This window comes from Streptomyces sp. NPDC002403 (assembly GCF_053593015.1).
On the sequence record NZ_JBSFBQ010000026.1, the window covers coordinates 54,420 to 79,378 of the forward strand.

A 24,959-nucleotide genomic window follows, 5' to 3' on the forward strand; every position below is an offset into this window, starting at 1 on the left:
GAATGTGGGACGGTGGTCACACACCAACCACACAGCGGGGGCACCGAATGCGACACACGAACCAGCAGAGCAGCACCAAGACCCTCGCCGACCTGTACCGGGCCCTCGATGCCCAGCGCGCCGTCACCATCACCTACGTCGACAAGCACGGCGTTGAGACGATCCGAACGGTTGAAGTGCACGAGGTTCGCACCACCAGCGAGGGCATCGAGATCGTGGCCATGTGCCGGCTTCGCGCCACCGAGATGCAGGCCGACCCGCGCATCCGATCCGCCGAGCGCACCTTCAACGTCAGTCAGATTGCCGCCTACACGGTGCACCGCATGGCCTACGCCCTCGACCGTCCGGCCCCCGCTAAGTACGTACGTCCCGCCCCGGCGCCGGCCGACAGCGCGGAGGCATTGTTCTTGTACGAGCTCGCTCGCGACCAGGACGACGCCGACCACACCCCCCGTACCCTCATCCAGTCCGACACCGGCCTTGCGGCCTAGGGAGAATCGAATGTCCATCAACTACTACGCGGTCGGCCCCTTCTCCGGCGGCGACGGGGATGGCCTGCACATCGGCCAGCACGTAGGCGGCTGGGAGTTCCTGTGGCGTTCACACGACGAGCAGGGCGTCATCTGTACTGACACCTGGTGGAAGTTCCTCTCCGGCCCGGGCGTCACCATCCGCACTGAGGCCGGAACCAACGTTCCGCTGGACGACTTCTGGGCCCACGCCACCCTTCGGCCCGGCCAGGCAGGACTGCACCAGATGCGCAGCCGCCCGAAGGGTGTCATCGACTGGCGGGACAGTCGAGGCTGCCCCTTCCGGCAGGCCGACTTCTGCTGACCCCGTGAACACCGAAGGCCACCGCCCCGAACCGGGTGGTGGCCTCAACCTGCCGGGCACACCCGTCAGATGACGGCGATTGTAGTGCGCCCGCTCACCACACCGCCACCACTTCCAGGACACTGGCCACATGGACCGAGACGATCGGAACCAGCAGCAAGCCCTCATCGGGGCGCCAGAGGCCGGCTACCGGCACCGGTACTGCCGCAAGTGCGGGCGCTCCCTCACCAACCTCGACTCCCGACTCACCGGGTACGGGCCAGAATGCGACCCCAATCGCCGGCCCCGACCCGCCGCTGAACACCAGGTCGAGCAGGACACGCTCCCAGGAACCTGAGCCCCCTATGTCTGGGATGATCCCGACACATGCCCAGTACTGGGAGAGACCCTATGGACACCCCGAGACTCACTCCGCCCAGCGGCATACGAAGGGCCACGCGCAGCCTTGGCAAGTTGGTCGCCTACGTTGTCGGTGCGTGGCTGTTCATCGTCATCCTCGGCAACCTCATCGATCTGGTAGACGGCGACGACAAGAAGGCCGACAGCAAGCCCAGCCCGAGCGCTTCAGCCACGGGGACCCCCATTCAGTGGGTCTACCAGGGGCAGGGCTGCTCCGATGGATGGCATTCCTCATCTATCGGCAAGCGAGGAGCTTGCAGCCACCACGGCGGCGTCATCACGGTCTACCAGTCCAACATTGGCGGCCTAGTCACGATCTGCGGACCGCGCTACCAGCCCAAGACCTTGGAGCGCGCCCAGGAGCTTGCCGACAGCGGCGGCAACGTGACCTGCGACTTTGAGTAATCCCGCTGGTAATGGCAGGTGGCCCCGCGGAACGTGCGAAGCGATCGCGGGGCCACACGAGCACCGTCCTGTCAGGGCGCCCACACCGACCGTACGGGCAACCCGCTCTGACCGCCCGTCGACATCAGCCGGCCGGAGGCTCCTCCAACGGCACCGCCTCGACGGACCGGCGGATCTGCTCCATCGTCGTAGGCAACGGCTCCCACCCGTACTGCCCGGCCATGACCCAGTTCAGCGCCGTGATCCCCCGCGCGTACGCCTGCCGCAACCCCTGCGGCCGCAGGGGCACCCCCGGCGGGCCGGCCTTCGATGGCACGATCGACACCCACAGTGCGGTCTTCGCACCTTCCAGCGGCAGCGACTCCACCAGGCCCTGCCGCACCTTCAACCAGCGGCGCACCGCCACCTGGGAACCCTCCCGCAGCGGGTACCACTCGACCTCCGGCAACGGATCCAGCTCGGCTACCGCGGCCAGGACCCGCTGCCGGGTCTCCTCCGACACCCGCTCCAGCCAGCCACCCAGCACCGACCGGGCCGCCTCCGTCCCCACCTCCGCCAGGGCCGCGATCTCCTCGACCCGGTTCGGGGGCGCCTTCTGCTGCTGCCGGCGCACCGCCACCGCCGTCTCGCCCGCAGCCAGATCCGACAAGGACTGCGCCGCCAACTCCCCCGACCGTGGGGCCGCGTCCAGCACCACCGCCACGATCGCGAGCAACCGGGTCCGGTCCTCGTACGACAAGGCTGTCCCGTCCCGTTCCAGCGGCCCCTGCCCGGCCAGGTCCACCATCCCCCGGTACAGGGCATCCAGCGACCGGCCACCCACGGTGGGCTTCGGCTCCGGGTTCGCAACCGACGGCAGGCGCACCGTCTTCCCCGCCGGCAGCACCTCACGGGCAAGGATCTTCAGACAGTCCCGCACAATCCGAAGCGTCCACTCCGGCAACGGCTTCCCGACGTCCCTTTGCAGGTGCCGCAACTGCCCATCTGCCGCGAGCTCCCAGAACGGGCGCAGCGACGCCCACGTAAACAACTGGGCCGCGGTCCGGGACGCCCGGCCCGGCATCTCGTCCCGGCCCACAGCCCGGTCGAACATCCCGACCACCATCCGCAGCTGCCGCAGCCGGCCCTCCGACACCTGCCCGGCCATGGAGTCGACTGCCGCGGCGAGCTGCCGGACCGACGGGGCGCTGTACTGCTGGGGGCTCATCGGTGTCTCCCGCTGGTCGTCATCAGGTCAGTCCTGCGGAAGCATTGTCGTCCCACCCGTCGTCGCGCTGCATGTATCCGAGCATGGAACGGCTGTGACGGGCCCATCCACCCTGGTCGGCAATCGCGACCGCATCCTTCCCCTTGCGGCGCCCGGTGGAGGCCAGGCCGGAGCGCAGCGAGTGCCCGGTCCACTTCACAGGGATCCCGGCGCGGGCGGCGATCCGCTTGATGGCCTGGGTCACGCCGTCCGGACCGAGCGGGCCGCGGATGTTACCGTGCTGGTCAATCCAGTGGAAAGCGGAGTCAGTTGGCGACCGGTGCGCGCTTCCGCCGTGGGCGACGAGGGCCTCACGGTAGGCGATCCATGCGCGCACGGGGCAGATCGTCGGGTCGGAGGCGTAGGGAATCTTCGGGCTGCGGACGCTGTGCTTCGTTTTGCCTGTGAGAACGGAGACGACGAGTCCCTTGGCCCGTACCGACACGTCCGCGTTCAGCAGGCCTGCGGGTTCCGAGGCGCGGGAGGCGTAGTGGAAGCCGGTGAGGATCAGGGCGAGGTCGCGTCGACCTTCGAGGCTGTCGTCGCACGCGGCGGCGATGGCGTACAGCCCGTCCGGGTCGGCGGCCACGGCCTGGCCGCGACCGCGCCGCTCCTTGGCCTTGATGAGCTTGACCTCCAGGCCGTCCAGCGCCACGCGGGCCTCGGCGGCGTCGTCCTTCGTGACGGTGTGGCCGGCCCGGCGCAGGCCAACGATCGCAGCATCCAGGTGAAGGCGTGCACTGGCTGGCGCGTACCCCAACACCCCGCCGGGGCCTGGCTTCTGACGCCCCTCGCGCAGCAGCCACGCGACGTAGGCGACCAGCGCGCCGCGGGAGCCCTCGGTGACGGGGAAGCTCTGCGCCGCGCAGAACCGTTCCCATACGCGCCAGGACTTGGTGTACGTGTCCTCGGTGTTCTCCGGGCGGATCTCGGCCGAGACGGCGTCGGCGAAGTCCTCGGCCTGCGCGAGTCGGGCTGCGGCCTCGACTCCGTGCCGGGCGGCCCATCGTTCGACGAGCGCGGCCCGCTCCGTGGCGGCCGGGGTGAGAGCGGTGGCGTTGGCCGGTTCGATGTCGTGCACGTGTTCCATCCTGACGCCCGTTCATTACCTCGGATAAGGAGAGGTTATCCGAGGTGAGACGCTGCGTTCCGCCCGGCACGTCGATCGCTGGACCGAAGGAACATTATCTGGAGCCAGACAGAACGATGCCTCCGCCCGATTGCCGCGGCGGGGGCATCGTTCGAACAGTGCGAATCTTCGCTGTGCGCGATCCTAAGGTGAGGCGACGTCCTCACACTCATCAACCCAACGCGCCAGAAGGCTCAGGGCGGCGAGCCGCTCCAGCGCGTCCTGAGCTGTCATGTCGTCCCCGGTGTCGTGCGTGGCCGTGTTGCGTACCGTCATGTTGACGCCTGGGGCGTACTTGGCCAGACCGTTCTGCATCGAGCTGACCGTTCGGTCACCAGGATCACCCGGCCACTGCAGCAAGGGGGCGCTCTTGGCGAACACCTTCTCGTACACGTTGGTGGCATCCAGGTTCTGCAGACCGGTGCGGGCCTTGAGCTGCGCCGTAAGAGTCTCCGCTGCCGACTGAACAGCCAGCCGGAAGTGTCCATCCAGCCATAGCTTCTTTGCTGCTCCCCATATAGTGGGGTGCATCGCCTCAACTCCCGTGGTGGGAGGCAGCTCTGCCTCGGCCTTCCACGTCATTGCCTCCAGCCGGCCGAGCATTTGATCCACCGCGTCGAGAACGTCACCAGCATCCAACAGCGGTTTGGGCTGTGTCATCGTTCGCCAGGCAGCTACGGGATCAACCGGTTCCCCATGCCCGCTCACGCCGATATACATACTCGTCAAGCCGGGGGCGGCTGCGGCCCGTCCCGCAGCAAGGGCGACGCGCTTGCTGGCCTCCGCTATCGCCTCAGGGCTGGTCCCCTCGGCGGGTACGACGGAAGGGAACAGCGCCCTGCCTATTCCCATAGCTTGTGTCTCAACGTGCAGAGCGAGGAAGTCCGTCAGGGCCTTCTGAAAGTCTGTCAGGGCATCGGAAATCCTGCGGAGGTACTGGGGGTTCTTCGCTGCGTCCATGCGGCTGATGATGTCAGCTCATCAGAGGAACGTTCCATGGATATGGGGGCTTCTTCCACGTCAGTCCGGTGGGTGCGCTGCGTGGGGTGATTGCCCGGGCTCGACTGTCCCAACCTCGCTGCAATGAACCTGAGTTAACGGCTGACAAACGAGGTTCAGTGCCGTACCGTCGTTCACGTAAGAACGATGTCTATCCACGTCTGTTGCCACGGAGGCCACATGAAGATCACCGTCACGGTGGAGGACCCCACCAACGACTTCCAGGAGCGACTCCTCGTTCTCCTCGCCGAACACGCCGGCCAAGTCCACACCGACACCACCTGGACCAAGGAACGAGCCAGCCGCTACTACCTTGCCCTCCCCGCCCGAGCCCAACGCATCGTCAAGGAAGCCGCCGACCGCAACGGGTACGTCAGTGCCGACGACCTCCGCGACGGCGAAGACACCAGCCTCCGCGGCCACAGCGCAGCCCTCAAGCGCATCCTCGACCGCGGCGTCCGTGAAGGGTGGTGGCCGGATGGGATGAAGCCGCCGATCCAGGCCCAGGGCCCCGGCTTCGGCAAGGTCGTCGGCTACCAAATGCCGGAGCACCTCACTGGTGTCTTCCGGATGGCCATCAACAACACATCCCGCGACTGGTAGATCACCCGCCACCGAGGCATCCAAGTAGCCGCACAGAACGGTGCCTCCGACCAGGACAAGTGGTCGGAGGCACCCGCACGTCAGCCTACTGACGGCCTCACCTGCGCGTACGTCCGCACCCTCACCCCCGGTTCGCCCGGTTCCCGCCACACCTCCGACGGGCCCGACGTCGCCCACTGCTCGCCGAGCTTGGCAATCGCGTCCAGCGCCTGTCTGGGTGGTGATGACTTCCTCTACGCATTTCTGATAGTCGCTCTACGGGTTGAGTTGACTGCGTTCCGTATAATCGAGGGGGCGCGCGAGCGCACCCCCTCCATTGCACGCATCGCAACCAACTCATGGCTTCTGACCTGCGAAAACGCTGGTTGATGTTGCGGATTTCCCTCTCGATTCTGGGTGTTGCGACCCCAGGAACGGCCTGGCGGAGCAGCTGAGAGAGGACCCGGCAATGCCGACCGACATGAACACTCCCGCGCCGTTGGGCGAGCAGCCCCTTCAGGGCGTCACCGACACCACGACCGTCATCGAGCCGCAGATCCCGGTCCCCACCGTGCCGGTCGACGAGGTGTCGCCGTGGCGACCCGTCCCGGTGGCGTGGCGGCCCCCGCGGCCGCTCGACGCTCTGCGGGCCCTGTCGGGGGTCCTGGCGGCCTCCCTTGGCCTGGGGTACGTCCCTGACGGGGCGGCGTCCACTGCCGGGTTCGCCACGGTCTGCCTGCACGGTGTCGTCGAGCTCGTCTCCAGGTGTGTTCGCCGCACCGGTTGACCCGGCGCGAGGGCGACTTTGCCGGTCAGAAGTAATGGCGGATGAACGCCCAGGCGTAGCCAAGGACGGGCTGGGCTCGTCGTGGTCCTGGTGCTGGTCGAGGTCCCTCTTCTCGACCCTCTCTGGGGTCCAGCCAAGGTGAGCCCAAAAGGGGCAGTGGGATGATCTTGGCTGGACCCCTCTCTGGCGGCGCCTGTGTGGCGGCGGAGAGGGTCGAGGGCCTGCCAGCAAGATCGATCTCACCGGGATTTCCTGTACCTCGACTACTCACGCCCGCACATGCACCGCATTGAAAGACCTCATGCCCGTACCGAGGCAGCCGAGTCGAGCCCCGGTTCCTGACTGGCAGGTTGTTCACCAGGACGGACAGCAGGGGCATACGAGAGATGACGAGCCGGAGCGCTCACGCGAGCAAGATCATGTTACTTGGTGTGAATTTTTATAGGACAAAACCCCTGATCGGATGCCCTGCACAGTGCTCACCAAGGTCTCCTCATCAGGGCGGCGGTTGATGAGTCGCCGGTAGGTACCGACGTGCTGGTGGGCGTGCACCGGTACCGCGGGTTGTTCGGGTCGAAGTTGTCGACTGGCGTGCACCGGTAAGCGACCCCCGAAGGGTCGGTGTACGCCCACTCCGCAGGAGGCACGCCGTCCTTCCCGTTCGTACCGTCCTTGCCATTGGTGCCCGGTACTCCAGTGGCGTCCTGCCCGGGTGGGCCGCTCGGTCCGGGAATTGTGGAGTCGGCGCCTGCCGGGCCGGACGGACCGGGGCTCGGCGTGATGGTGGGTGCGGCCTTACCCGCAGCGCCCGTCGGGCCCGGTGGTCCAGGAGGCCCTGTCCTGCCCACGACGGTCTCGCCGGCCTTGCCGCGCGATCCGGGCGGGCCTGCCACCGGCTTCTCCCCCAGCCCCTGAACCTGCCGGGCCAGAGCATCGCGGGCCTGATTCGCCGCATCCAAATCGTTGGAGAGCACGACGAATGCGGTGACGACGACACCGAGGATGAGCGCAGCGAACAGAGCTGCGACCGCGGCCGCGTAGTCGCCGCGTTTACGCTGCTTTCGGGCCTCCACCCTCGTCAGGGCCCTCATCCTTTGCCTCCCAAGAGGAGGGCCACGATCGGAATGATGAGCCCCAGCATCGGTATGACGACCGACGCGAAGAGCCACCGTCTGGTCTGAGTGACCCGGTCGGCATCCGCTGTCCGCTGCGCCTGCACGCCTTCCACGTCCTTCTTCAAGTCGGCGATCTCCCGCTCGAGAGCCGCGCGCTCCACCGTGTACACGTCGGTGGACACCATGCGGTCTAGCCGGGCGTTGATCTGGGCCATGTCGTCGCGAATGTCGCCACGCATGAGCTGGATGAGCCGCCCCAGCTCTCCCAGAGACGGCTCATCGGCCATGTCGTGCTCCGTGTATCAGGAAGGGTTGTCAGGCAACCGGGGAGGCGGACTTGGCCGCCCCTGCCGGTACGGGCGCGGTGATCTGCGTCCGGTCCCACATGGCGACGACGCCGGTGGCCGCGGACAGGACGACGGCCTGTTGCTCGGCCGACCAGTCCAGTCCGAAGCCGACCGCGAGTGCGATGGCGGCCTGGATGAAGCCGAGCAGTGCGGCGCCGACACCGTCGTGGGCCATGACCGCCAGGGCGACACCGACGGCGGCCGCAGCGAGGGCGTTGATGACGGCCTGCTGCTCTCCGGACACCTCGATGCCGAACGCGGCGACGAGCTTGACGAGCACGGCGATGAGGCTCAGGAGCACAGCCGGTTCACGGCCGAAGATCTTCACGGGATTCTCCTTGCAGGGGTGGGATGGGTTGGGAAGTCAGGACTTCGGGACCTTGAGTGCTGCCCAGGTCTTGGGGCCAGGGATGCCATCGGCGTCTCCAGCCAGGTCGGGTCGGGAGCGCTGGAAGTCCTGGACGTTGCGCTTGTCGGCGTTCGTCCAGTTCGGGCCGGGCCCGCTGGTGTAGTGCTTGCCGAACCCGAGCGCCACAAGGCGGCGACCAAGGGCAGTGATGATCGGGCTGTGGCGGCCGCCGTGGAAGAACGAGGCGCCGGGGAACGGCTCCAGCGGCGGCGCGGAAGGCGTTGACGCGGCGGCAGGGACCTTCAGCTTCTGACCGACGGACAGCTTGTTCGGGTCTTTCAGACCGTTCAGCTTCGCCAGGGCGGCGACGGTCGTCTTGATCGCGGTGGCGATGGAGGAGAGCGTGTCGCCCTTCCTCACCGTGTACGTGCCGCTCGAGCTGGTCCCGCCCCCAGTGTTCGGCGGCGGTGTTGAATCCCCACCGGGTCGGGGGGCGCCCTTCTGCACCCAGGCGTAGAGCGGGCCGCCAGGGCAGGCGGTGGCGTACCCATCACGGTGGCCCTTGATCTCGGCCCCGGCACCGTTCTTGCGGAGGAGTTCGATGCCGTCGCGGATCGCGGACAGCATGGCGTCGGTCGGCTCGGTCAGGCCGGATGATCCGACGAGACCGACGATCGCGTAGTGCGCTTGGTTGAGGGCCTGGTTGCCGTTGGCGCCGGTGCGGTGTCCGATGCCGCGGCCTTCGAGGAGGTATCCGTGGGGGCAGGCCGCGTAGTTGTAGGCAACGTCGCTGTAGTTTTCGACCTTGTTGGCGAGGTGGGACTTGCGTATCGCCTTCCACTCGGCGATGCACGCGTCGTGATCCGTCGACAGCTTGGCGGAGACCGCGGTTCCCTCGTAGTGGACCTTTACGCCCTTGGTGGTGGCCTGTGTGGGTGCTGCTGACGCGGGCCAGCCTAGGTCGGACCGGGTGATGAGCTTCATGGGGTAACTCCGTCGAGTCGGGGCTGAATGACGTCGACCTGGTCGCGCATGGCCAGGTACGTCGAGAGGGAGAGGCGGCCTGATCCGTGGTCCGCCCAGGCTGCGCCCCAGCTGTTGACGAAGCGCAGAACGGTCTGGTCGGGCAGCAGGGTGCCGTCCTGGGCGGCGACGGTCTCGAGCGCGGTGACGCACACTTCGTGGCCGCCTTCGAGCGGGGACGCCGCCCAGTTCGGGTCTGCGTCCACGAACCCGGATGCGTTCGGCTCGGAGAAGGAGCTGAACCAGGGCATGCCGAGCAGGACCGGGCCGGATTGCAGGAGCGTGCACAGTTCCTCGGCCGTGGTGGCGTGCCCGTACTGGTCGATGAGGCCGCGGTCGCGGAGGACCTTGGTGACGCCGAGGCCTGATGACCCGACGTCCTGGGACGGCCATTGGGCGTCTTGCCACTGGTCGCGTTCGGTGGCGTCGGCGTACAGGCCGATCGCGAAGTGCTCGGCCGCGGTGGCGTCGTCAGTGTTCAGGACCGCCCCGATCGCCTGCTTCTTGGTCAGGAGGATCGACAGGAGGGCGGTGGCGGCGTTGCCGGTGCAGGAGGACAGGGCATCGACGTCCTCATCGAGGCCGTAGTCCTGGGAGGTGTAGATGCCCTGCGCGACAAGGTGCTGCTGGTCGAGGACGGGGATGCGCGGTTCCCATGCCGTGGCGCGCAGGAGTTGCCCGTCGTAGGGGCGGCGGTAGGCGAGGCTGCGCGGGTCCAGCACCATGTGCCGGCCGAGGCCGGGCTGGAGGTCGTACTGGTGGACCGTGAGATCGGTGGGCACCGTGCCCGTGCTCCTGCACTCCCCGCGCCCAGAGCAATGGTTGGCGTGCTGCGCCGGCCGGGGCCGGGTGGCAGTCCCTCGTGGTGGTGCGGGCGGAGGGTCGCCCGTGATCAGCGTATGGCGGGGCGGCCCGGTTGCTGCCCCTGGTCGGACCCGTGGGTGCGCTACTCGGCCGGGGTGGCAGCCGGGTCGTCGATCACTTCATCCCTGCGGACGATCGTTGTCCGGGCGTAGTTCTGCCAGCTGACGTTCAGGCGGGTGGTCTCCCCGGGGGACAGGAAGCTTTGGACTGCGGCGGTCAGTGCGTTGACCCGGTCGGTGAGGTCCTGGTCAGACCAGGCGGCAACCTGGGCTGCTGTGACGTTGACGTTGATGTTGATGTTCCGGTCGATGCTCTCGAGAGAGATGACGCACTGGGGCGTTCCGCCGGTGAGGGGCGGGATGGTCAGAGACATGTGGTGCTCTCCTGTCAGGTGACGGACTGGGCGGTGGAGAAGTTGGTCATGGCGCCAATGTCGAGGACTTCGAAGGCGGTATAGAAGCCGAGGCCGGTGTTCAGGAAGGAGTTGCCGCCGACGACGCTGACCCATGTCATGACAAGGGTGGTGGTGATGTCGGCGCCGGAGTCGTTGATGATGATCTGGTCATTGGCGTACTGGTAGTTCGCGTTGGCCGAGGGGGTGGTGACGGTGAAGGTGTCCAGCCAGATCGCGCCGGCCGCGTTCGTCTTCCGGACCCGGACCCGGACGCCCGTGTTCGCGGTGTCGTTCCGGGCGAGGCCGCGGACGGAGATCCGGTAGGCGCGGTCGCGTTTGATGGTGACGCCGGTCTGGGTGAGCGCGATTTGCTCGCTGGTCGTCAGGGTGGTGCCGGTGGGAGTGTCGCGGGCCTGGAACGCGGTGTAGCCCCGCCCTTGCGAGACGCCTGCGATGGTGAGGTCCGTGCTGAGGATTCCGCTGGTAGCGGCGATGCTGCTGGCGGCCGTGACAGCTCCTGCCGCAGTGATGATGAGCCGGTCAGCGCCTCCTGTCTGAAGGCTCAGGAGCCTGCCGGTGTGCCCGGTCGGTGCCTGCACCCAGATGCACGGCTGGGCGCTCGCGGGTGGCGCGGCAACGACCCGGCACCCGTCGAAGAGGGCCGCGCCATTTTGGACCTGCAGAATCGACGGCGGTGTCGGGCTTGTCGTGTTGACGTAGGCAAGCTGCGCGTAGGTGGGCCCGGCATACAGGAATCCGCCGCTCATGACGGTGCTGTCGGACTGCCGGACCCGGGCGGTTTTCCAGCCGTTGGTGGTGCTGTCGGGCCCCATCACGGTGACCCACCGGTAGTCGGTGACGGCTCCGTCCGTGAACGGCCCGGAGGAGATGTTCAGAGCGGGTCGCGTGTTGTCGCCGGTGGCGTTGATGGATCCGGCGGTGTCACCCTCGCCGTCCAGAAAGTCGATGACGGGGAGGGCCCGCGTGGGGTCGACGACGATCTTCCAGCCGTTGGCGGCCGTGGTTTCAACGGTTCCGGTGGAGATGTCGACCAGGCCGCCGGCCCCGTCGTCGGAGTGGAACTCGGCCCCGTTGATCACTCCCCCTGTGATGGTCTTGCCCGTGATGGCGTCGGCCTTCAGGGCGGTTGCGTCTACGGATCCGGCGGACAGCTTGGCGGTGGTGACGGCGTTCGCGAACAGCTTCGGGGTGGTGACTGCCCCGTCGGCGATGAGTGTCGCCGTGATCTCTCCGATGCCGATCTCACCGGCTACGGGCTTGGGTGCGTAAGGGCCGGCCTGCGCCGTGGCAGGCGATGCCGCGCCCGATGTGTTGCGGGCCAGGAGGACCACGTACAGGGGCGCGGTGCTGGGGATGTAGACCACGCCGCCCTGCGGGGTCTCGATAGTTGCTTTCAGGGTGTCTGGTCCCGGCGTGAAGGCAGCTGCGGGCGAGGCGTGTACTTCGACGCGGGCCCAGTCGAGCGGCATGACCGCCCCGGCGGCGAACGTTCCGTCCCACCCGGCAGCGATCCCGCCCAGTGCCGGGCCCGCCGATGGTGTGGTCGGCGCCGGGGGCGGTCCGCCGTTGACGATGTTCACCGCTGTGGTGCCGTCGCCCTGCTGCCCCACCAGGGCGCGCAACGAGCCGGAGTCGTCGCGGACCTCGAGGCTGGTGTTGTCCAGGGAGGCGGCGGAAAGGCGGGCGGTTCGCTCGACGGCGGCGAGGCGCTTCTCGAGCTGGGCCAGGGTCCGGCCGATGTCGGTCATCAGACTCCCCCGTATTTGTAGGCGTCGGCGGGCTTGAGGTCGATGACGGCCTGGGGGCCGCCGGGGGCGTCGGGCTTGATGGTCCAGCCGGTGATGCGGCGCCAGCCGACGTAGTCCACCCATGGGTTGTGGACGCGGGTGTACACGTCGTCTCCGACCTGCCAGGACCCGAAAGGCGCGGCCGACGTGTCGCGGATGGTGATCTGGTCGACGGACCCGAGTACCTCCCGACGTCCGCGCTCGGCCGCGGTGAGGGAGGCGAGGACGTCGTTGCCCTTGACCTGCGGGTAGTCGGCGACGTGCTCGAGGCGGAGGCGGCCGTTGCGGACGGCGGAGATCTGGCGGCGCTTCGCGGATCCGTCGCCGGCGCCCATGCCGATGACGACCTGCGCGTAGTCGTCTCCGCTGAATGGGATCTCCGGGTCTTCGAGGATGTTCGTGCCGGAGGCGAAGTGGATGTCGGTGCGGCGGGCGCCGAGGCGTGGCCAGCCGAGCCGGATCCGGCGCACCGGTGCGGTCTTGCCGGCGTTCCAGGCGACAGTGCAGGTGTAGTCGGGGCTGGCCTCGGCGGACACCATGTCGTCGACGATGTCGCCAAGGGCGCGCCCGTCCCACCAGGTGCTGTCGTACCGCTCGGCCGGGGTGCCGACGGTGGACGTGGAGGTGACGGGGTCGATGACGACGCCGAGGTTGCCATCCGTGATGGACTGGGCGTAGGCCCAGACGTCGCGGATGACCTGGCACCGGTCGGTGTAGGTGTACGGGCCGCGGCCGCCGAGCTGCCCGTCCACGTCGTACCGGTGCATCAGGTACGACGACCAGCCCGCTGCCTCGAGCTGGAGGGTGTCGCCCTGGGGGCGGATGTCCCAGACGAGGCCACCCCACCGGAGCTGGCCGGCGGACTCGACGTAGATGAGGGTGGTGCCCGGGTCAAGGAGGGTCGGACTCTGGGAGAGGAGGCGCGGGGCCAAGGTGCCGGTCAGGGCCCCGGGGCCGTTGAGCTCGTCTCCGTACTCCAGCTCCCCTACGGGCAGGGCGAGGGACAGCCACTCACCGGTCAGGGCGTGCTGGGTGAGCACCCGGTCCGGGACAGGGGTCACCGGGCGGCCTCCTCGAATTCGACCTGTGCGATGAGCGTGGTCGATCCGTCGACGCCGACTTTGCCGGTGTTTCCGGTGTATCCGGCGGCCTGGAGGCGCAGAAGTTGGCTGGTGCCGCGGTAGGTGTCCGGGATGGTGAGGGTGTCGGCGGCGGCGACGGTGCCGCGGCGGATGCCGGTCTGGTTGTCGTCGAGATTGACGGGCTGGACGGTCAGGGAGGCGCCGAAGGTGGCGCGGAGGCCGCCGTAGTACGGGGCGGTGGAGTAGCGCAGCTGGGATGCGGTGATGCTGATGCGTGCAACGCTGGCCCAGGACGGTATCGCGATCGTCCACCCGGCCGCAGTGGTGAAGTACGCGAAGGCGCTGGCGCTGCCGGTGATCTCGGTCGAGAGGGCCGTCGGGGACTGGGTCCACAGTCGGCTCTCCCTGCGCGGGGCCGCCACCTGTCGGATGTCCTTGATCATGGCGTTAGTGATCGTGGATGTGGACGCGGGGATGTCGATCCGGGCCAGGGGAATGCCGGTGCGCCCGTCGGGGATCGTGGTCGCGCTGGACGAGACGTTCGAGATGACCTGGAAGTAGTCGATCTGATCAACGGTCGGGTTGAGGGTGCCCTCGTACTCGGGGTCCTCGACGCGGAGGATGACCATGTCCGAGCGTGCGGTGCCTCCGGTGGCTGCGATCGGGACGGTGGCGGCGCCGATGTTGCAGACCGAGTACGTGCCCTGGAACGCGTTGACGCGGCCGCGGACGACGCCGGATCCGTCACCGACCTGGACGCTGGTTCCGGGGGTGGCGAGCTGGATGACCTTGAGGTCGGTGCCCTGGGTGATGCCCTCGGCACCACTCACCAAATCTCTGACCATCATGCGGAACTGCTGGGCGGAGTGGGTGGCGCCGTTCGTGAGGATCGGCACGGGGAAAAGGGCCATGGTGTGCGCTCCTCAGAGGGCGGTGTAGGCGTCGCGCCAGGTCAGGCGCATGCGGGCGGAGTTCGTGGAATCGAAGCCGGTCCAGCGCATCTCGGACTGGCCGGGCGGCAGGGAGAAGAGGTCGATGCGGGAGGCCGCGCTCAGGAGGGTGGAGGCGTTGCCGCCGTTCTCCCGGCGGATGGTGCGGTAGCCGGGCCGGGTGTCGATCTCGATCCACTGGCTGCTCGACGTCAGGTTGAGTGTCGGCAGGGACAGTTGGCGGCCGGACGCGACATGGGTGATGGTGACCGTGGCGACTGGGCCGGTGATCCGGATGACTGGCCACGCGGCCCCGGTTCCCTGGTTGGTGACCCAGCCGGGCCGGTCGGCGGCCGTCGTCCCGGACTGCACGTAGATCGGGGCGACAACGGGGGCTTTGAAGCCGCCGCCGGTTAGCCACCCCAGGGGGATCTCGGTGGTAGTGACCTCGTCGGCGTAGAACGTTGGGTCGGTCGCGATGAACTCGATGTCCAGGGGGACGTAGCCGTGGATGACCTGCTTGTACTCGGGGTCGAGCTTGCGGAGACGGCCGTTAAGTCGTTTCACCGGGCGGCCGGGGCGCAGGATCCGGAGCGGCATCATCGCCCCGCCTGTCAGGCGTACCACCGGATCGTCCGCGGCGGCCTGCAGGGCTGCAACGACGTCATGGCAGGCGGCCGGGTCGCCGGGGATGCGCACCGCGGTGTCGAACTGGACCTGGCGGGCGGCGTAGTAGTCGGGGCCGGCGAATACCCCGTCCATGGAGGGCTGGTCGGCGTCGTTGTCCCGGACCGGTGGCCTGCCCAGCCCGGTCGTCTCGATGACCTGGACCGGGGTGCCGGCGCCCATGAGGACGCCCCCGAGTTCGTACTGCCAGTCCGTGAGCTCAGGCAGCGGCACGGGCGTTCACCCCTCCCCTGCGAGCCCGGCGTACCGAGCGGCCGACCTGGGATCCGATGTCCGACGCGGTAGCGCCTGTGCGTACGGCGGTGACGGTGACGTTGGTGTCGCCGCCGCCCTGGACGATGACGACCGGGCGGGTCGCGGACACGTCGGTGAGCCCGACGCCGAACCGGCCGGCCACGTCGCGCAGCACGCTGGTGGCCGCTGCCCTCTTGTTCGGGCCGAGCGGGATGTACGCCTCGCCGCCGGTCTCCGGTTCGGCGAAGGTGACGGCGCCGCCGCGGGTGGCGTAGATCCCTTCCCGGATCCCGCCGTTGGCGTAGCTGAGCCCTTGGTTGGCGCGGCCCAGGTCTGCGAGGAACTTCGTGGCCCGGGAGCCGAGAGCGCTGGTGATCTGGCTCTTGGCCTTGTTGGCGATGGTGATGATTTCGTCCTCGCCGAGGCCGGTCGTGTCGGCGACCGTGTGCAGGCCGGTCTTGCTGGTCTTGACTGCGGCAATGATCGCGACGAGCTGTTGCACCTGATCCGGCGTGAGCGCAGCGTTCGCCTTCTTCGCTGCGGTGTTCGCCGACCCTGCCTTCTTGGGGTCCTTCACTGCAGCGGCGGCGAGCTGCTGCGCCGCGGTGTCGCCCTGCGCGGCCAGCTGAGCGGCAAGGTCGCCGTAGCCCTTCGCGGCCAGCGTCGCCAGGTTCTTTGAGAACGTCGCGTCGGTGCTGTTCGCACTGGTGAGCTGCCGGATGTAGTCGGCCAGGGACGCCTTCGCGACCTTCGTCAGATCGCGTAGCGCCTTGGCCATCTCCTCGGCGTACTTCTTGGAGCCGGTGGCCATCTTGTGGGCGAGCTTGATGCCGTCCTCGCCCATGCCCGCCAGGGCGTCGGCGACGTCGCCACCGAGTCGGTCGGCGACCTTCTCTAGGTCGGTGTTCCAGGACCGGGTGGCCTTCGCGGCGCTCTTAAGCTTCTTCTCCACCGCGCCAAGGTCGAAGTAGTCGACTTCCTTGGTCGTCGTCTTCCCGTTCTTCCCCTTGACCTTGACCTTCTTGGTCTTGTGCCCGGCCTGCCCGGCGTCCGTGGCTGAGTACAGGGAGCCGGTGGAGGGGTCGTACCGCCAGTCGGTGACGGCGCCGTCAGCGTTCCACTGGATGCTGCGGGGGTCACCGCCGAGCCGGCTGATGGTCTCCTCGGCGATGGCCCGGGAGCGGCCGCGCTTCGATGCAGCGAGGGGAATGTACGCCTCGCCGCCGGTCTCTTCCTCAGCCCAGACCCGCCAGGCGCCGGCGGGAGCGATCTGTGCGGTGTGGTTCTCGCGGATCCCGCGCCGGTTCCGCATGCCGCCGTTGGCGTAGAAGTCGAGGACGCTGCCGCGGGCTTGGGGGGCTTGAACGTGGTCGGGGACGCCGTTGGCGTCCTTGTCGGCGCTGGTGGCCTTGTAGGAGAGGTAGACGCCGACGGTCTTGCCGTGGATGTTGTCGATGGCGTTCTGGATGATGCGGGCGTTGTACGTGGCGTCGCCGGTCGGGACGGTGATGGTGACGGTCTTGCCCTTGGTGTTCTTGATTTTGAAGCCGAGGGCGTCCAGGTTCTGGCGTGCCTCACCGGTGGGTGCCTTGATGGTGAGGGTCTTGCCCTTGGTGTCGCGGACCTTGTCCTGGATGGTCTGCAGCTCGGCTTTGACCTTGCCGGTCGGCGCCTTGATGTCGAGGGTCTTGCCGTTGGTCTGGCCGAGCTTGTTGATGAGGAGGTCGAGTTCCGCACGGGCCGCCTTGGTCGGCGCGGTGATTTTGTACTCGCGGGTGCCGGGAATCAGTTCGATCTTGTAGCCGATGTCCTCGAGTTCCTTCTTCGCCTCATCCCCGAGGGCATCGACCTTGATGGTCTTCCTGTCCGGGAACCGTTCGAACTCAGCCTGCACGCCGAGGAGCTCGGCCAGGACGGTGTCGACGCCTTCGGTCTGCAGGAGGATCGACACCCGGCCGGGGATGAGCCCCATGGCGTCCGCGACCCCGGCAGCCTGCTTCTTACTCAGGCCGTACCCTTCACCAAGCTTGATCGCCTCGTCTCGGGCGCGCTGCATCTCCTTCGTCGCAGCCTGGATCGACTGCGGGACGGTCTTGCCCTGCGACTGGGCGAAGTCGTACGCCTTCACGGCTGCGGTACTGGAGCTGTCGGCGATTGTGTCGAGGGTGCTGAAGAGCTGCTGACCGTTCTTCGTGGTCGTGCTGAGGGCCCCGTTCGCGCCGATCAAGGCCTTGCCCCAACCGTCGGCCTTGTCGATCCCGGCGGCCATGGCCTCGTTGGCATTGGTGACGGCCTCATTGACCCGGGCCTGGGCGGCCTGAAGGCTGACTGATCCGCCGGAGAGGAGGTCGAGGGCGTCGCGCAGGGCGCGGGTGCGGGAGTCGGCGTCGGCGGTCTTGTCGGCCAGGGCTCCGACCGCGTCCTTCAGGCGGGTGTACGCGGACGTGTCTCCTGCGCCCTTTACGCCCTCGTTGAAGGACTTGGCGTCTGCGGCAGCCTTCTGAAAGTCGCCGCCCAGCGGGCCCAGCGCCTTGCGGAGGTCGTCTGCCGCCCGCCCCTGGACAGTGAAGGCCTTGCCCATGGATCCGTTCTCGTCCATGGTCGTGAACTTGCTCGCCTCGGCGGTGGCGGCGAGTTCCTTCTGCAGCTTGCTGAGCGAGGTGCCCTGGTTGGTGTACGCGTCGACGAGCTGCGACATCGGCACCTTGGCTTTGCGGGCCAGGTCGACGAGCCGCTGTTGGCCGTCCAGGGTCGTCTTGACCTTCTGGCCCATGAGGTTCTCGGCGGCGATGGCGCGGACGTTGTCGTCGACGGCGCCGTTGGATTCGCGCAGGGCCTGGGTGAGGCTGGAGATCTGCTGCTGGTGCTCAGCCGCAGCGGCTGCGGCTTTCTGCTGCCGGGTAGCGAGCATGCCGAGGCCGACCGTGGCTGCGGCGAGGGCGACGCCCCATGGGCCGCCCATGACGCTCATGAGGCCGCCCATGGCTGAGCGGAGTCCGGTGCCGGCCGCTGCGGTGACACCGCGCAGCGCCCCTCCGAAGCCGGTTGCTCCTGCGGTCGCGGTACGGAAGCTGGCCCCCATGGCGCCGATGACCGGGATCCGGGTCTGAAGGACGGCGAACGCGGCACCGTACCGGCCGATGGAGGCGCCGGATGCGGCGGCCAGGGTGCGCTGGACGGCCATCTGCTGGTTGAGGCTGCGGTAGGCGCCGGTGAGGCGGCCACCAACAGATCCGGCGACGCTCTGCGCGATGGGCCCGACGCGGCGCACGAGGAGCATCGCGAGGACGGCGGACTGCACCGGGCCGGGCAGGGAGGCGAACATGTTCACCAGGCCGCCGACGAGGTGGCCGACCGGTCCGAGGACACCGGACAGGAAAGAGACAGCCTGGGCGGCGGCATCCAGGGCGACGACGACGATGTCGAGCGTGCTGGCCACCCCGTTCCCCTCGCCGGCGACGTTTCCGAGCGCGGACACGACGGGTTCCGCCCCGGCGGCCAGGTTCTTCAGGACGTCGACGACCATCTGCCCGGCCGAGAGGAGGACGTGGAGGGCGGATGCGACTGCGTCGCCGCCGAGTTCCTTGAACGGGGCGATCATGTCCCCGGCGGCGTCGCCGATGCTGGAGAACTGGCGGCGGGCGGCTGCGGCAATGTCCGGGCCGAACAGGGTCGCGGCGTCGTTCATGTAGGCGAAGAAGTGCTCGATCTTCGGGGTGGCCTTGGACAGGCCGGAGGTGATGCCACGGGTGAGGAACTCGAGGCCGGGCGCCATCCCGTCGTAGATGGCGAGGCCGGTCTGCTTCGACTGGGTCTTGAGCTGGAGCATCGCACCGGCGAGGCCCTTGCCCTTCGCCGCGGCGATCTGCGCAGCGGCCCCGGTCGAGGACACAGCCTGCATCAGCGCGTCGAAGCTGTCGGTGCCCTGATGGGCCAGCGCGATGGCACCGGACATGGCGGGCTTGCCCATCGACTTCTTGACGGCGGCGGCGAAGTCCTGCTGTGTCATGGAGTGCTGGGCCTTGGACAGGCCCTCGATGACGTAGCGCAGGCCCCTGAAGTTCCCCTGGGCGTCCCATGCCTGGATGCCCATGTCCTCGAGGCCCTGGGTCATCTGTTTCGTCGGGGAGGCCAGGTTCGCCATCATGCCGCGCAGGGTCGTACCGGCGGTCTGCCCGAGGATGCCTGCCTTACCGAGCATGCCGACCGCGCTGGCGGCTTCCTGCATGTTGACGCCGAGACCATGCGCGACGGGCCCGGCGTACTTCATGGCGTAGTAGATGTCGGTGATGTCGCCGGACGCGGCGTTCGCGGTCGCGGCAAGGGTGTCGGCGGCGACTCCAGCTTGGTCGGCGCCCATGCCGAACTGGTCCATCATGTCGCCGAGGTACTTTGCGGAGTCGGCGGCGTTGACCTGGGCGGCGGAGGCGAGGGTGAGGCTGGCCCGGGTCGCGCTGATGGCCTGGTCGGTCCTGAACCCTGCCTTCGCAAGTTCGACCATGGCGTCGGCGGCTTCGGCTGCGGTGGCCCCGGGCAGGGTCAGGTCGTTGCCGAGCTGGTTTGCGGTTGCTGCGGCGCGCTGCATCTGCATCTGCGTCGCCCCAGTCACGGCCCCGAATGTGTTCATGGACTGCTGGTACTCGTTGCCGTGCTTGATCAGGTCGCCGATGCCCATGACGAGGGCTCCGCCCGACAGGAGCGCCGCTGCCCCCATGAGCTGGTGGCGGAGACGGCCGGTGTCGGAGGCCATGCGGCGCAGCCGGCCGCCGTCGTTGATGCCCCGCATGTGGGTGGAGGCCCGCTGTGCTGCCTGGGCGAGGCGCAGCAGGTCGCGGACGGCGGTGTCGATCTGGCCGGACATGCGGGCGAGCTGACGGCCGGTGGCACGGGAGTTGTCCCCCAGCGCGTTGACGTGTCGGTTCGCGGCACGGGCAGCGTCTCCGTACCGGCCCATCTGGCGGGCGGCGGTACGGGCGTCGGTGCCGAGGGTGTTGAGGCGGCGGGCGGTGGTGCGGGCGGTCGTTCCGAGGGTGCGGATGTGCCGGGCCGCGGTTTGTGATGCTGCACCGAGTTCCCGGACCTCCGTTTTGGCGGTGCGGGCCGCGGTGCCGAGGGTGCGGGCGTGCTTGGCGGCGGACTTGAGGGACTGGGCCAGGTCGTTGCCGTGGCCCCGCAGGTCCACGCTGAGGTTCCAGTTCGCCACCGGGCCCCTCCCTCTCCTCTGGTCGTTCAGTCGTCGTCGGTGGTGCCGCGCCGCCTGCCGGCGACGATTTCGCGCTGCGCTTCGATCGCTGCTGCCTGTGCCGCCGGGATCAGCGCGATCTTGATCCCGTTGGTGTCGGCGTCCTTAGCACCTGCGAGTTCGGCTTGCTTATCTGCGATGACCTGGCAGCCCACGCACCGCTGGACGGTGATGGCGTAGGCGTCCTCTTCGCCGGGGTGGCCGTGGTCCCAGTCGTCGTACCGGGTGCCGCACTGCGGGCAGACGGTGCGCTGGTAGTCGCGGTAGGCGAGGGCCTTGGCCCGGTCGCGTGCTGTCCAGGTGCCGTCACCGATGCCCCGGAACTGGGAATGGGGGATGCCCCACCGGTCGCAGAGTTCGAGTTCGCCACGGAGCCGCTCATCCCAGATCAGCCTTTTCCCAGGTCCAGGCGGGATGTCTCCTGAACGTTCCACGCGGCGTTGAAGAGGGCGGCGGCCTCGGCCTCGGACCAGGTGTCGAGGTACTCGCGAGCGTCCTCGGCAGTCATGCCGTCTGCGGAGGCGGCGGCGATCAGCTCCGGCCCAAGGGTTTCGACGTTGAGGTCGTGGCCGTCCTCGGCCTGTTCCTCCGTCGCCGGGTGCGCCTTCTTCAGCGCCTCGAACTCCAGCCGGGGCAGTGCCTGGAAGCGGAGGACGATCGCCGCGGCGTCGAAGGCTGCCTGCGCGGTTGCCACGTCCTGCTCGGCGGTGGCGACTGCGGCCTTGACGGCCTGGTCGTCGGGTCGGTCCGCAGCTTCGGACTGGATGCGGCGCAGCGCGTACCGGGCAGTCTCCAGGGCGTTCCTGGCGTCGAGGTCGTCGCAGATCGTCAGCGCGGCCGTGTGACGGGTGCGGTTGCGGAGACGCTCGCGGGTGGCGGCCCAGTGGGCGTCCTTCGCGACGGCGGCGGCGGGCGGCGTGGCGGTGGTCTTGGCGGTGGCAGGCATGGGGTGGTCCTCCATCAGGGGGGAAGGGAACCCCGGCCGGGCGCCGACAGGCGCCCCTTCCCGAACACCGTCGGGCCCGACCGGGAGCAATGGGGAGGTCGGGTCAGGTCGCGGGGACTGTCGCGTTGAGCAGCGGACGGTCCGTGATCGAGAACTTGACCATGAGCTTCGCGGCCTCGTTGTCCGCGGTGACTGCGGCCGAGTTCGACGCGACACGCACCGGGTAGACGTCGAGACCCTTGGCGCCAGCCGTCTTGCCCTTGCGGGCGATCAGGATGAACCCGACGGTTCCCTTGGCCAGGTCCGTCTCGATGGTGTCGGTGGTGTCGTCCTCCCAGAACGTCAGCGAGGAGTCGGCCGCGGAGTCGTCGCCGGGGATCTTCGACACGAACGTCGAGTCCATGTCGGGGGTCTCGATCTCCTGGTTCTCGATGGAGAACCCGTCGACCGCGGCGATCTGCTTCGTGTAGTCCGTCGCGCCGGTGATCTCGACGAGCGTCGGCATGTAGCTGGTGGACGCGATCGTCTCGGCGAACAGAATCTTCGTGATGCTCTTGCGGCTGAACCTGGCCATGCTGGGCCCCTTTGGAATGCTCACGCGTGTGTGGGAGTCGGCCACCGAGTGGTGGCGCGTCCGCGCTGGGGCCGCCGCGGTGCGGTCGAAAATGCCTGGCCAGGGGTCAGGCTGGGGTCAGGGCGAGCCTGAACCGCTGCACATAACTGATGATCCCATCCGTGGGGTCATTCGTTCCCCCAGGTTCGGTGTCGAGGGACCGCCCCATGACTTTCACGCCGGGGATGGTGAGCGGGTGCAGCCACTCCCCCGATACCGGGTCGCGGCCGAGGATCGCTGCGCGGGCTTTGTCGGCGAGGAGTTCGGCCTGGTCGAGAGTGCCCATGGATGCCGGCCGGGCCGGGTCGGGGCCGGACACGGACGTCACCTGGTAGACGACCACGAGGTCGTCCAGGGTGTCGGCGAGCGGCGGCCCGTCGAGTCCGGTGTCGAGGGAGTAGAGCAGGTAGTAGGGCGGCTTCGCCTGCGGCATCCGCCCCTGCCCGACCGGGAGGCCGGTGGCGGAGGTGAGGAGCGCTGTCAGCGCCGTGGTGACGGATCGTCTGGGGATCACCGGAGCACCTCCGCGACCGCGAACCGCATCTCCGTCATCAGCGTTGCCCCGATGTAGTCGACGGCGGGGCCGACGTGTGGGAACGGCGGCTGGTGGTAGGTGCGGCCGAGACTGTCCGTCATGCCCATGAACCCGAACTCCAGGCGCCGGCCTTGGGGGGCGTTCGTGCCAATGGTGCACAGCGCCCCGTGCGGCAGGCGCCGGTTTGTCGTCTCCCACGAGTTCCGGTAGGCGCCGGTGATGACGTTCGGGCCAGGCCGGCCGGACGCGTTACCGCGGATACGGGCGCGCCCGAGCTCTCCCGTGTGCTGGACGGCTCGCTGAATGGCTGGCCCAACCCGGGTGGCGGCGGCTTCGAGGCGGTCCGCGAGCTGTTCAGGCGTCATGGGTTCACCTCGGCTTGCATCTGGTCGAGGGGGGTGATGCGGACGACTTCGACGGTGCCGGCGCGGCCCGGGTCGGTGCAGATCCACGACCGCCCGAGGAGCCCGGTTCGGGCCGGGTCATGGACGGCGACGACAGTGACGATGGCGTCCTTGGGTGCGATCGGCGCTTCGAGGGGGGTGAGGAGCCGGTACCGGGACGTTGTCTCCTGCACCCAGGGGAGGTTGTGGTTGGGCGTGGCGACGATCTCGGCCTGGGCGGATGATCCCTGCACCCCGCCGGGCCCCTCGTACAGGACGTCACCCTCGGGGTACTCGAGCTGGCCGGTGTCCTCGTTCAGGACGGGGTCGCCTGTGGCGGGCAGGGTGATGCGCACGGTGTCGATGAGGAGGTTCTCCCCGATCCACCCGACGACTCCGGCGAGAGCGTCGTCCAGGCCTTGCATCAGGTCCTCCCCTGCGCCCAGTCGGCGAGCTGGGCGAGCATGGCCCGGGTGAGTTCGTGGCGGCCACCGTCAAGGTCGTCACGCTCCAGCGCGGCCGCCTCAAGTCGGGCAGGGTCGATGTTCGCGAGGAATGCGGCCACGATCTGGCCGTCATCCCGCCCTGCGTCGGCGACGGCGAGGTGGGCGAGCCCGTCGAACGCGGTCCCGGCCGCCGGGGAGGCGTACAGGGCGAGCAGGGGTGGCTGGCCTGCCCGGTGTTCCAGGGTGTAGCCCTGCACCGCCTTGCTGATGTCGCTGCCGTCGACAGTGATGCTCGCCATGCCACCGTCGGCTGTGATCTGTACGCGTCGGGGTTCGTCGGCCATCGTGGGGGCGCTCATGCGGGGTCTCCTGAGATGAGGTCGCGGCGACCGTTCAGGTCGGGGCGGGGAGTCCAGGAACGGATGCAGCCGTGGTGGGCGGCGGGGTACATGTCGGCGTCGTCGATGCTGCGGATCGTGCCGTCCGCATGGTCGGTGTCGGCATGATTCGTGAATCCGCACTCCGGTCCATCGACGCACTGCATCCACTGGGCGTCGAGCTCCCACCGGGCGGTATTGATCGCGCCGGAGTTCGCGGCGACGACGCCCTGCCACGACAAGGCCGACCGCGCCCATGATTCGACGGGATGCCGGGACTGGTCGGCGTAGATGACCGTGGAGAGGGGGTGGTCGGCGGCCAGGCGGGGGCTGTCGATGCCTTCGTGGTTGCGGCCAAGGGTGACTTCGCGGGCGGCATCTTGGGCGGCGCGGGCGAAGGCTTGGGCCCTGCGGACTGCTTCCTGGATACGGCGCATCAGGTCGGCATAGAAAGTCGCGGTGATCGGGGTCATCGCGGCCTGATGGTCGACGGTCCACCGGAACAGGCTGATGCTCCGATTCGCGCGGCGCAGGGCATGCAGGGCGCCGTCGCGGTACGCGGTCGGTAGGTCCGTGGCCGCCCACCGCTCTGCGAAGGCACGAGCGTCCCGGTCGAACTGGGCAACCTGCCTATTGAACTCGCTGATGGCCGCGCGGACGCGGGTGGTGGAGCCGATGCCGGGCCGGATCCGTTCCAGGGTGCGGAGCAGCTGGTCCTGGGCAGTGATGAGGCGCCCCCAGTCCCGTGCCAGGCGGCTGGCGGACAGGGCGATGAGGGCGAGGAGTTCCTCGCGGCTCCCGTGGTCCTGCTGTACGGCGGCGGTCATCGGCGGGGCCGCTCGACGAGGTACATCACTCCGAACCCGTCCCCGGTGCCGTCAGGGTCGGTGGGGTCGTCCGGCGCGGGCGGGTCACCGGCCTCCAGGGCGGCGATCTGCCGTTCGTAGGCCTTGATGTTCTCGGTGTACGACACGGCCACGACGGAGGACACGTTGACGGTGGACGGCTGTGCGCGCAGCGCGGCGAGTCGCTCGCGGAGGATCTCGAGCGCGACAGCGCGGGCGGTGCCGAGCCTGCTGTACCGGGCGTCGAGGTCTGCCTGGTCGGTGTCGGTGCCGAGCTGGGCGATGAGCCAGGCGCGTACGGCTGCGTCCACCAGGTCCTCCGGTCGGGTGTGGGGCGGGAAGGGATAAGCAGGTGCGGG

Annotated in this window: 29 protein-coding genes; 6 read left to right on the forward strand and 23 right to left on the reverse strand. The window is 68.6% G+C overall.

Annotation, left to right across the window (positions count from 1 at the left end; translation table 11 throughout):
* Positions 1-47: 47 nt before the first annotated feature.
* From ACWCPY_RS25770 to ACWCPY_RS25785, 4 genes are all read left to right on the forward strand, one after another.
* Positions 48-491 carry a WYL domain-containing protein gene (locus tag ACWCPY_RS25770; protein ID WP_451268691.1) on the forward strand — a complete coding sequence of 148 codons (444 nt, stop codon included), beginning with the start codon at positions 48-50 and terminating at the stop codon, positions 489-491.
* Between the two features lie 10 nt (positions 492-501).
* Positions 502-834 carry a hypothetical protein gene (locus ACWCPY_RS25775; RefSeq protein ID WP_451268693.1) on the forward strand — a complete coding sequence of 111 codons (333 nt, stop codon included), beginning with the start codon at positions 502-504 and terminating at the stop codon, positions 832-834.
* 130 nt (positions 835-964) lie between these two features.
* Positions 965-1,171 (forward strand): DUF6011 domain-containing protein, encoded by a 207-nt coding sequence (locus ACWCPY_RS25780; RefSeq protein ID WP_451268695.1) that lies wholly within the window; start codon positions 965-967, stop codon positions 1,169-1,171.
* 116 nt (positions 1,172-1,287) lie between these two features.
* Positions 1,288-1,638, forward strand: a complete 351-nt coding sequence (locus ACWCPY_RS25785) for a hypothetical protein (RefSeq protein ID WP_451268697.1) — start codon at positions 1,288-1,290, stop codon at positions 1,636-1,638.
* Between the two features lie 124 nt (positions 1,639-1,762).
* Here ACWCPY_RS25785 and ACWCPY_RS25790 read toward each other — a convergent pair whose 3' ends face one another.
* The 3 genes from ACWCPY_RS25790 to ACWCPY_RS25800 all read right to left on the reverse strand — a co-directional run bounded on the left by ACWCPY_RS25790 (position 1,763) and on the right by ACWCPY_RS25800 (position 4,973).
* The gene (locus ACWCPY_RS25790; protein WP_451268699.1) at positions 1,763-2,845 is read right to left on the reverse strand and encodes a hypothetical protein; all 1,083 of its coding nucleotides are present in this window, start codon (positions 2,843-2,845) and stop codon (positions 1,763-1,765) included.
* 22 nt (positions 2,846-2,867) lie between these two features.
* Positions 2,868-3,965 (reverse strand): tyrosine-type recombinase/integrase, encoded by a 1,098-nt coding sequence (locus ACWCPY_RS25795; protein ID WP_451268701.1) that lies wholly within the window; start codon positions 3,963-3,965, stop codon positions 2,868-2,870.
* A 192-nt stretch (positions 3,966-4,157) separates the two neighbouring features.
* Positions 4,158-4,973 carry a TIGR02391 family protein gene (locus ACWCPY_RS25800; protein WP_451268703.1) on the reverse strand — a complete coding sequence of 272 codons (816 nt, stop codon included), beginning with the start codon at positions 4,971-4,973 and terminating at the stop codon, positions 4,158-4,160.
* A 219-nt stretch (positions 4,974-5,192) separates the two neighbouring features.
* Between ACWCPY_RS25800 and ACWCPY_RS25805 the strand changes: the two genes are divergently transcribed.
* Entirely contained in the window at positions 5,193-5,615 is a 423-nt protein-coding gene (locus tag ACWCPY_RS25805) for a hypothetical protein (RefSeq protein WP_451268705.1), read from the forward strand.
* 80 nt (positions 5,616-5,695) lie between these two features.
* Here the strand turns inward: ACWCPY_RS25805 and ACWCPY_RS25810 are convergent, their stop codons facing one another.
* Complete coding sequence (locus ACWCPY_RS25810) at positions 5,696-5,821, reverse strand: DUF6207 family protein (RefSeq protein WP_451268818.1); 126 nt, start codon at positions 5,819-5,821, stop codon at positions 5,696-5,698.
* Between the two features lie 242 nt (positions 5,822-6,063).
* Between ACWCPY_RS25810 and ACWCPY_RS25815 the strand changes: the two genes are divergently transcribed.
* Complete coding sequence (locus tag ACWCPY_RS25815; protein WP_451268707.1) at positions 6,064-6,381, forward strand: hypothetical protein; 318 nt, start codon at positions 6,064-6,066, stop codon at positions 6,379-6,381.
* A 1,087-nt stretch (positions 6,382-7,468) separates the two neighbouring features.
* Here ACWCPY_RS25815 and ACWCPY_RS25820 read toward each other — a convergent pair.
* The 19 genes from ACWCPY_RS25820 to ACWCPY_RS25910 form a co-directional block, all read right to left on the reverse strand.
* Complete coding sequence (locus tag ACWCPY_RS25820) at positions 7,469-7,783, reverse strand: hypothetical protein (protein ID WP_451268709.1); 315 nt, start codon at positions 7,781-7,783, stop codon at positions 7,469-7,471.
* A 28-nt stretch (positions 7,784-7,811) separates the two neighbouring features.
* Entirely contained in the window at positions 7,812-8,171 is a 360-nt protein-coding gene (locus ACWCPY_RS25825) for a hypothetical protein (protein WP_451268711.1), read from the reverse strand.
* A gap of 36 nt (positions 8,172-8,207) precedes the next feature.
* On the reverse strand, positions 8,208-9,176 hold the full coding sequence (locus tag ACWCPY_RS25830) for a peptidoglycan-binding protein (RefSeq protein ID WP_451268713.1): 969 nt from the start codon (positions 9,174-9,176) through the stop codon (positions 8,208-8,210).
* Positions 9,173-9,997 carry a hypothetical protein gene (locus ACWCPY_RS25835; protein WP_451268715.1) on the reverse strand — a complete coding sequence of 275 codons (825 nt, stop codon included), beginning with the start codon at positions 9,995-9,997 and terminating at the stop codon, positions 9,173-9,175. The genes ACWCPY_RS25830 and ACWCPY_RS25835 overlap by 4 nt, the downstream gene beginning before the upstream one ends.
* Positions 9,998-10,161: 164 nt before the next feature.
* Positions 10,162-10,452, reverse strand: coding sequence for a hypothetical protein (locus ACWCPY_RS25840; RefSeq protein WP_451268717.1), 291 nt, complete (start codon positions 10,450-10,452; stop codon positions 10,162-10,164).
* Positions 10,453-10,466: 14 nt separating this feature from the next.
* The gene (locus tag ACWCPY_RS25845; RefSeq protein ID WP_451268719.1) at positions 10,467-12,242 is read right to left on the reverse strand and encodes a hypothetical protein; all 1,776 of its coding nucleotides are present in this window, start codon (positions 12,240-12,242) and stop codon (positions 10,467-10,469) included.
* Positions 12,242-13,342 carry a hypothetical protein gene (locus ACWCPY_RS25850; RefSeq protein WP_451268721.1) on the reverse strand — a complete coding sequence of 367 codons (1,101 nt, stop codon included), beginning with the start codon at positions 13,340-13,342 and terminating at the stop codon, positions 12,242-12,244. The genes ACWCPY_RS25845 and ACWCPY_RS25850 overlap by 1 nt, the downstream gene beginning before the upstream one ends.
* Entirely contained in the window at positions 13,339-14,274 is a 936-nt protein-coding gene (locus ACWCPY_RS25855; protein WP_451268723.1) for a hypothetical protein, read from the reverse strand. Before ACWCPY_RS25855 ends, ACWCPY_RS25850 begins: the two co-directional genes overlap by 4 nt.
* 12 nt (positions 14,275-14,286) lie before the next feature.
* Positions 14,287-15,192: a hypothetical protein gene (locus ACWCPY_RS25860; RefSeq protein WP_451268725.1), complete on the reverse strand. Its 906-nt coding sequence runs from the start codon at positions 15,190-15,192 to the stop codon at positions 14,287-14,289.
* Positions 15,179-20,416 (reverse strand): phage tail tape measure protein, encoded by a 5,238-nt coding sequence (locus tag ACWCPY_RS25865; protein ID WP_451268727.1) that lies wholly within the window; start codon positions 20,414-20,416, stop codon positions 15,179-15,181. Before ACWCPY_RS25865 ends, ACWCPY_RS25860 begins: the two co-directional genes overlap by 14 nt.
* 26 nt (positions 20,417-20,442) lie before the next feature.
* The gene (locus ACWCPY_RS25870; protein WP_451268729.1) at positions 20,443-20,889 is read right to left on the reverse strand and encodes a hypothetical protein; all 447 of its coding nucleotides are present in this window, start codon (positions 20,887-20,889) and stop codon (positions 20,443-20,445) included.
* Positions 20,844-21,401: a hypothetical protein gene (locus tag ACWCPY_RS25875; protein WP_451268731.1), complete on the reverse strand. Its 558-nt coding sequence runs from the start codon at positions 21,399-21,401 to the stop codon at positions 20,844-20,846. The genes ACWCPY_RS25870 and ACWCPY_RS25875 overlap by 46 nt, the downstream gene beginning before the upstream one ends.
* Positions 21,402-21,504: 103 nt before the next feature.
* Positions 21,505-21,975 carry a phage tail tube protein gene (locus tag ACWCPY_RS25880; RefSeq protein WP_451268733.1) on the reverse strand — a complete coding sequence of 157 codons (471 nt, stop codon included), beginning with the start codon at positions 21,973-21,975 and terminating at the stop codon, positions 21,505-21,507.
* Positions 21,976-22,081: 106 nt separating this feature from the next.
* Complete coding sequence (locus tag ACWCPY_RS25885; RefSeq protein WP_451268735.1) at positions 22,082-22,528, reverse strand: hypothetical protein; 447 nt, start codon at positions 22,526-22,528, stop codon at positions 22,082-22,084.
* Positions 22,525-22,914 carry an HK97 gp10 family phage protein gene (locus ACWCPY_RS25890; protein WP_451268736.1) on the reverse strand — a complete coding sequence of 130 codons (390 nt, stop codon included), beginning with the start codon at positions 22,912-22,914 and terminating at the stop codon, positions 22,525-22,527. Before ACWCPY_RS25890 ends, ACWCPY_RS25885 begins: the two co-directional genes overlap by 4 nt.
* Positions 22,911-23,357: a DUF6093 family protein gene (locus ACWCPY_RS25895; protein ID WP_451268738.1), complete on the reverse strand. Its 447-nt coding sequence runs from the start codon at positions 23,355-23,357 to the stop codon at positions 22,911-22,913. Before ACWCPY_RS25895 ends, ACWCPY_RS25890 begins: the two co-directional genes overlap by 4 nt.
* Positions 23,357-23,737 (reverse strand): hypothetical protein, encoded by a 381-nt coding sequence (locus tag ACWCPY_RS25900; RefSeq protein ID WP_451268740.1) that lies wholly within the window; start codon positions 23,735-23,737, stop codon positions 23,357-23,359. The genes ACWCPY_RS25895 and ACWCPY_RS25900 overlap by 1 nt, the downstream gene beginning before the upstream one ends.
* Positions 23,734-24,582 (reverse strand): hypothetical protein, encoded by an 849-nt coding sequence (locus ACWCPY_RS25905; RefSeq protein ID WP_451268742.1) that lies wholly within the window; start codon positions 24,580-24,582, stop codon positions 23,734-23,736. Before ACWCPY_RS25905 ends, ACWCPY_RS25900 begins: the two co-directional genes overlap by 4 nt.
* Complete coding sequence (locus tag ACWCPY_RS25910) at positions 24,579-24,911, reverse strand: hypothetical protein (RefSeq protein ID WP_451268744.1); 333 nt, start codon at positions 24,909-24,911, stop codon at positions 24,579-24,581. Before ACWCPY_RS25910 ends, ACWCPY_RS25905 begins: the two co-directional genes overlap by 4 nt.
* Positions 24,912-24,959: the final 48 nt, after the last annotated feature.

Excerpts from the sequence above, each read along its gene's own strand:
- ACWCPY_RS25770 (WP_451268691.1), top strand. The coding sequence starts at position 48 with ATGCGACACACGAACCAGCAGAGCAGCACCAAGACCCTCGCCGACCTG.
- ACWCPY_RS25775 (WP_451268693.1), top strand. The coding sequence starts at position 502 with ATGTCCATCAACTACTACGCGGTCGGCCCCTTCTCCGGCGGCGACGGG.
- ACWCPY_RS25780 (WP_451268695.1), top strand. The coding sequence starts at position 965 with ATGGACCGAGACGATCGGAACCAGCAGCAAGCCCTCATCGGGGCGCCA.
- ACWCPY_RS25790 (WP_451268699.1), bottom strand. The coding sequence starts at position 2,845 with ATGAGCCCCCAGCAGTACAGCGCCCCGTCGGTCCGGCAGCTCGCCGCG.
- ACWCPY_RS25800 (WP_451268703.1), bottom strand. The coding sequence starts at position 4,973 with ATGGACGCAGCGAAGAACCCCCAGTACCTCCGCAGGATTTCCGATGCC.
- ACWCPY_RS25805 (WP_451268705.1), top strand. The coding sequence starts at position 5,193 with ATGAAGATCACCGTCACGGTGGAGGACCCCACCAACGACTTCCAGGAG.
- ACWCPY_RS25815 (WP_451268707.1), top strand. The coding sequence starts at position 6,064 with ATGCCGACCGACATGAACACTCCCGCGCCGTTGGGCGAGCAGCCCCTT.
- ACWCPY_RS25820 (WP_451268709.1), bottom strand. The coding sequence starts at position 7,783 with ATGGCCGATGAGCCGTCTCTGGGAGAGCTGGGGCGGCTCATCCAGCTC.
- ACWCPY_RS25830 (WP_451268713.1), bottom strand. The coding sequence starts at position 9,176 with ATGAAGCTCATCACCCGGTCCGACCTAGGCTGGCCCGCGTCAGCAGCA.
- ACWCPY_RS25840 (WP_451268717.1), bottom strand. The coding sequence starts at position 10,452 with ATGTCTCTGACCATCCCGCCCCTCACCGGCGGAACGCCCCAGTGCGTC.
- ACWCPY_RS25845 (WP_451268719.1), bottom strand. The coding sequence starts at position 12,242 with ATGACCGACATCGGCCGGACCCTGGCCCAGCTCGAGAAGCGCCTCGCC.
- ACWCPY_RS25855 (WP_451268723.1), bottom strand. The coding sequence starts at position 14,274 with ATGGCCCTTTTCCCCGTGCCGATCCTCACGAACGGCGCCACCCACTCC.
- ACWCPY_RS25875 (WP_451268731.1), bottom strand. The coding sequence starts at position 21,401 with ATGCCTGCCACCGCCAAGACCACCGCCACGCCGCCCGCCGCCGCCGTC.
- ACWCPY_RS25880 (WP_451268733.1), bottom strand. The coding sequence starts at position 21,975 with ATGGCCAGGTTCAGCCGCAAGAGCATCACGAAGATTCTGTTCGCCGAG.
- ACWCPY_RS25890 (WP_451268736.1), bottom strand. The coding sequence starts at position 22,914 with ATGACGCCTGAACAGCTCGCGGACCGCCTCGAAGCCGCCGCCACCCGG.
- ACWCPY_RS25895 (WP_451268738.1), bottom strand. The coding sequence starts at position 23,357 with ATGCAAGGCCTGGACGACGCTCTCGCCGGAGTCGTCGGGTGGATCGGG.
- ACWCPY_RS25900 (WP_451268740.1), bottom strand. The coding sequence starts at position 23,737 with ATGAGCGCCCCCACGATGGCCGACGAACCCCGACGCGTACAGATCACA.
- ACWCPY_RS25905 (WP_451268742.1), bottom strand. The coding sequence starts at position 24,582 with ATGACCGCCGCCGTACAGCAGGACCACGGGAGCCGCGAGGAACTCCTC.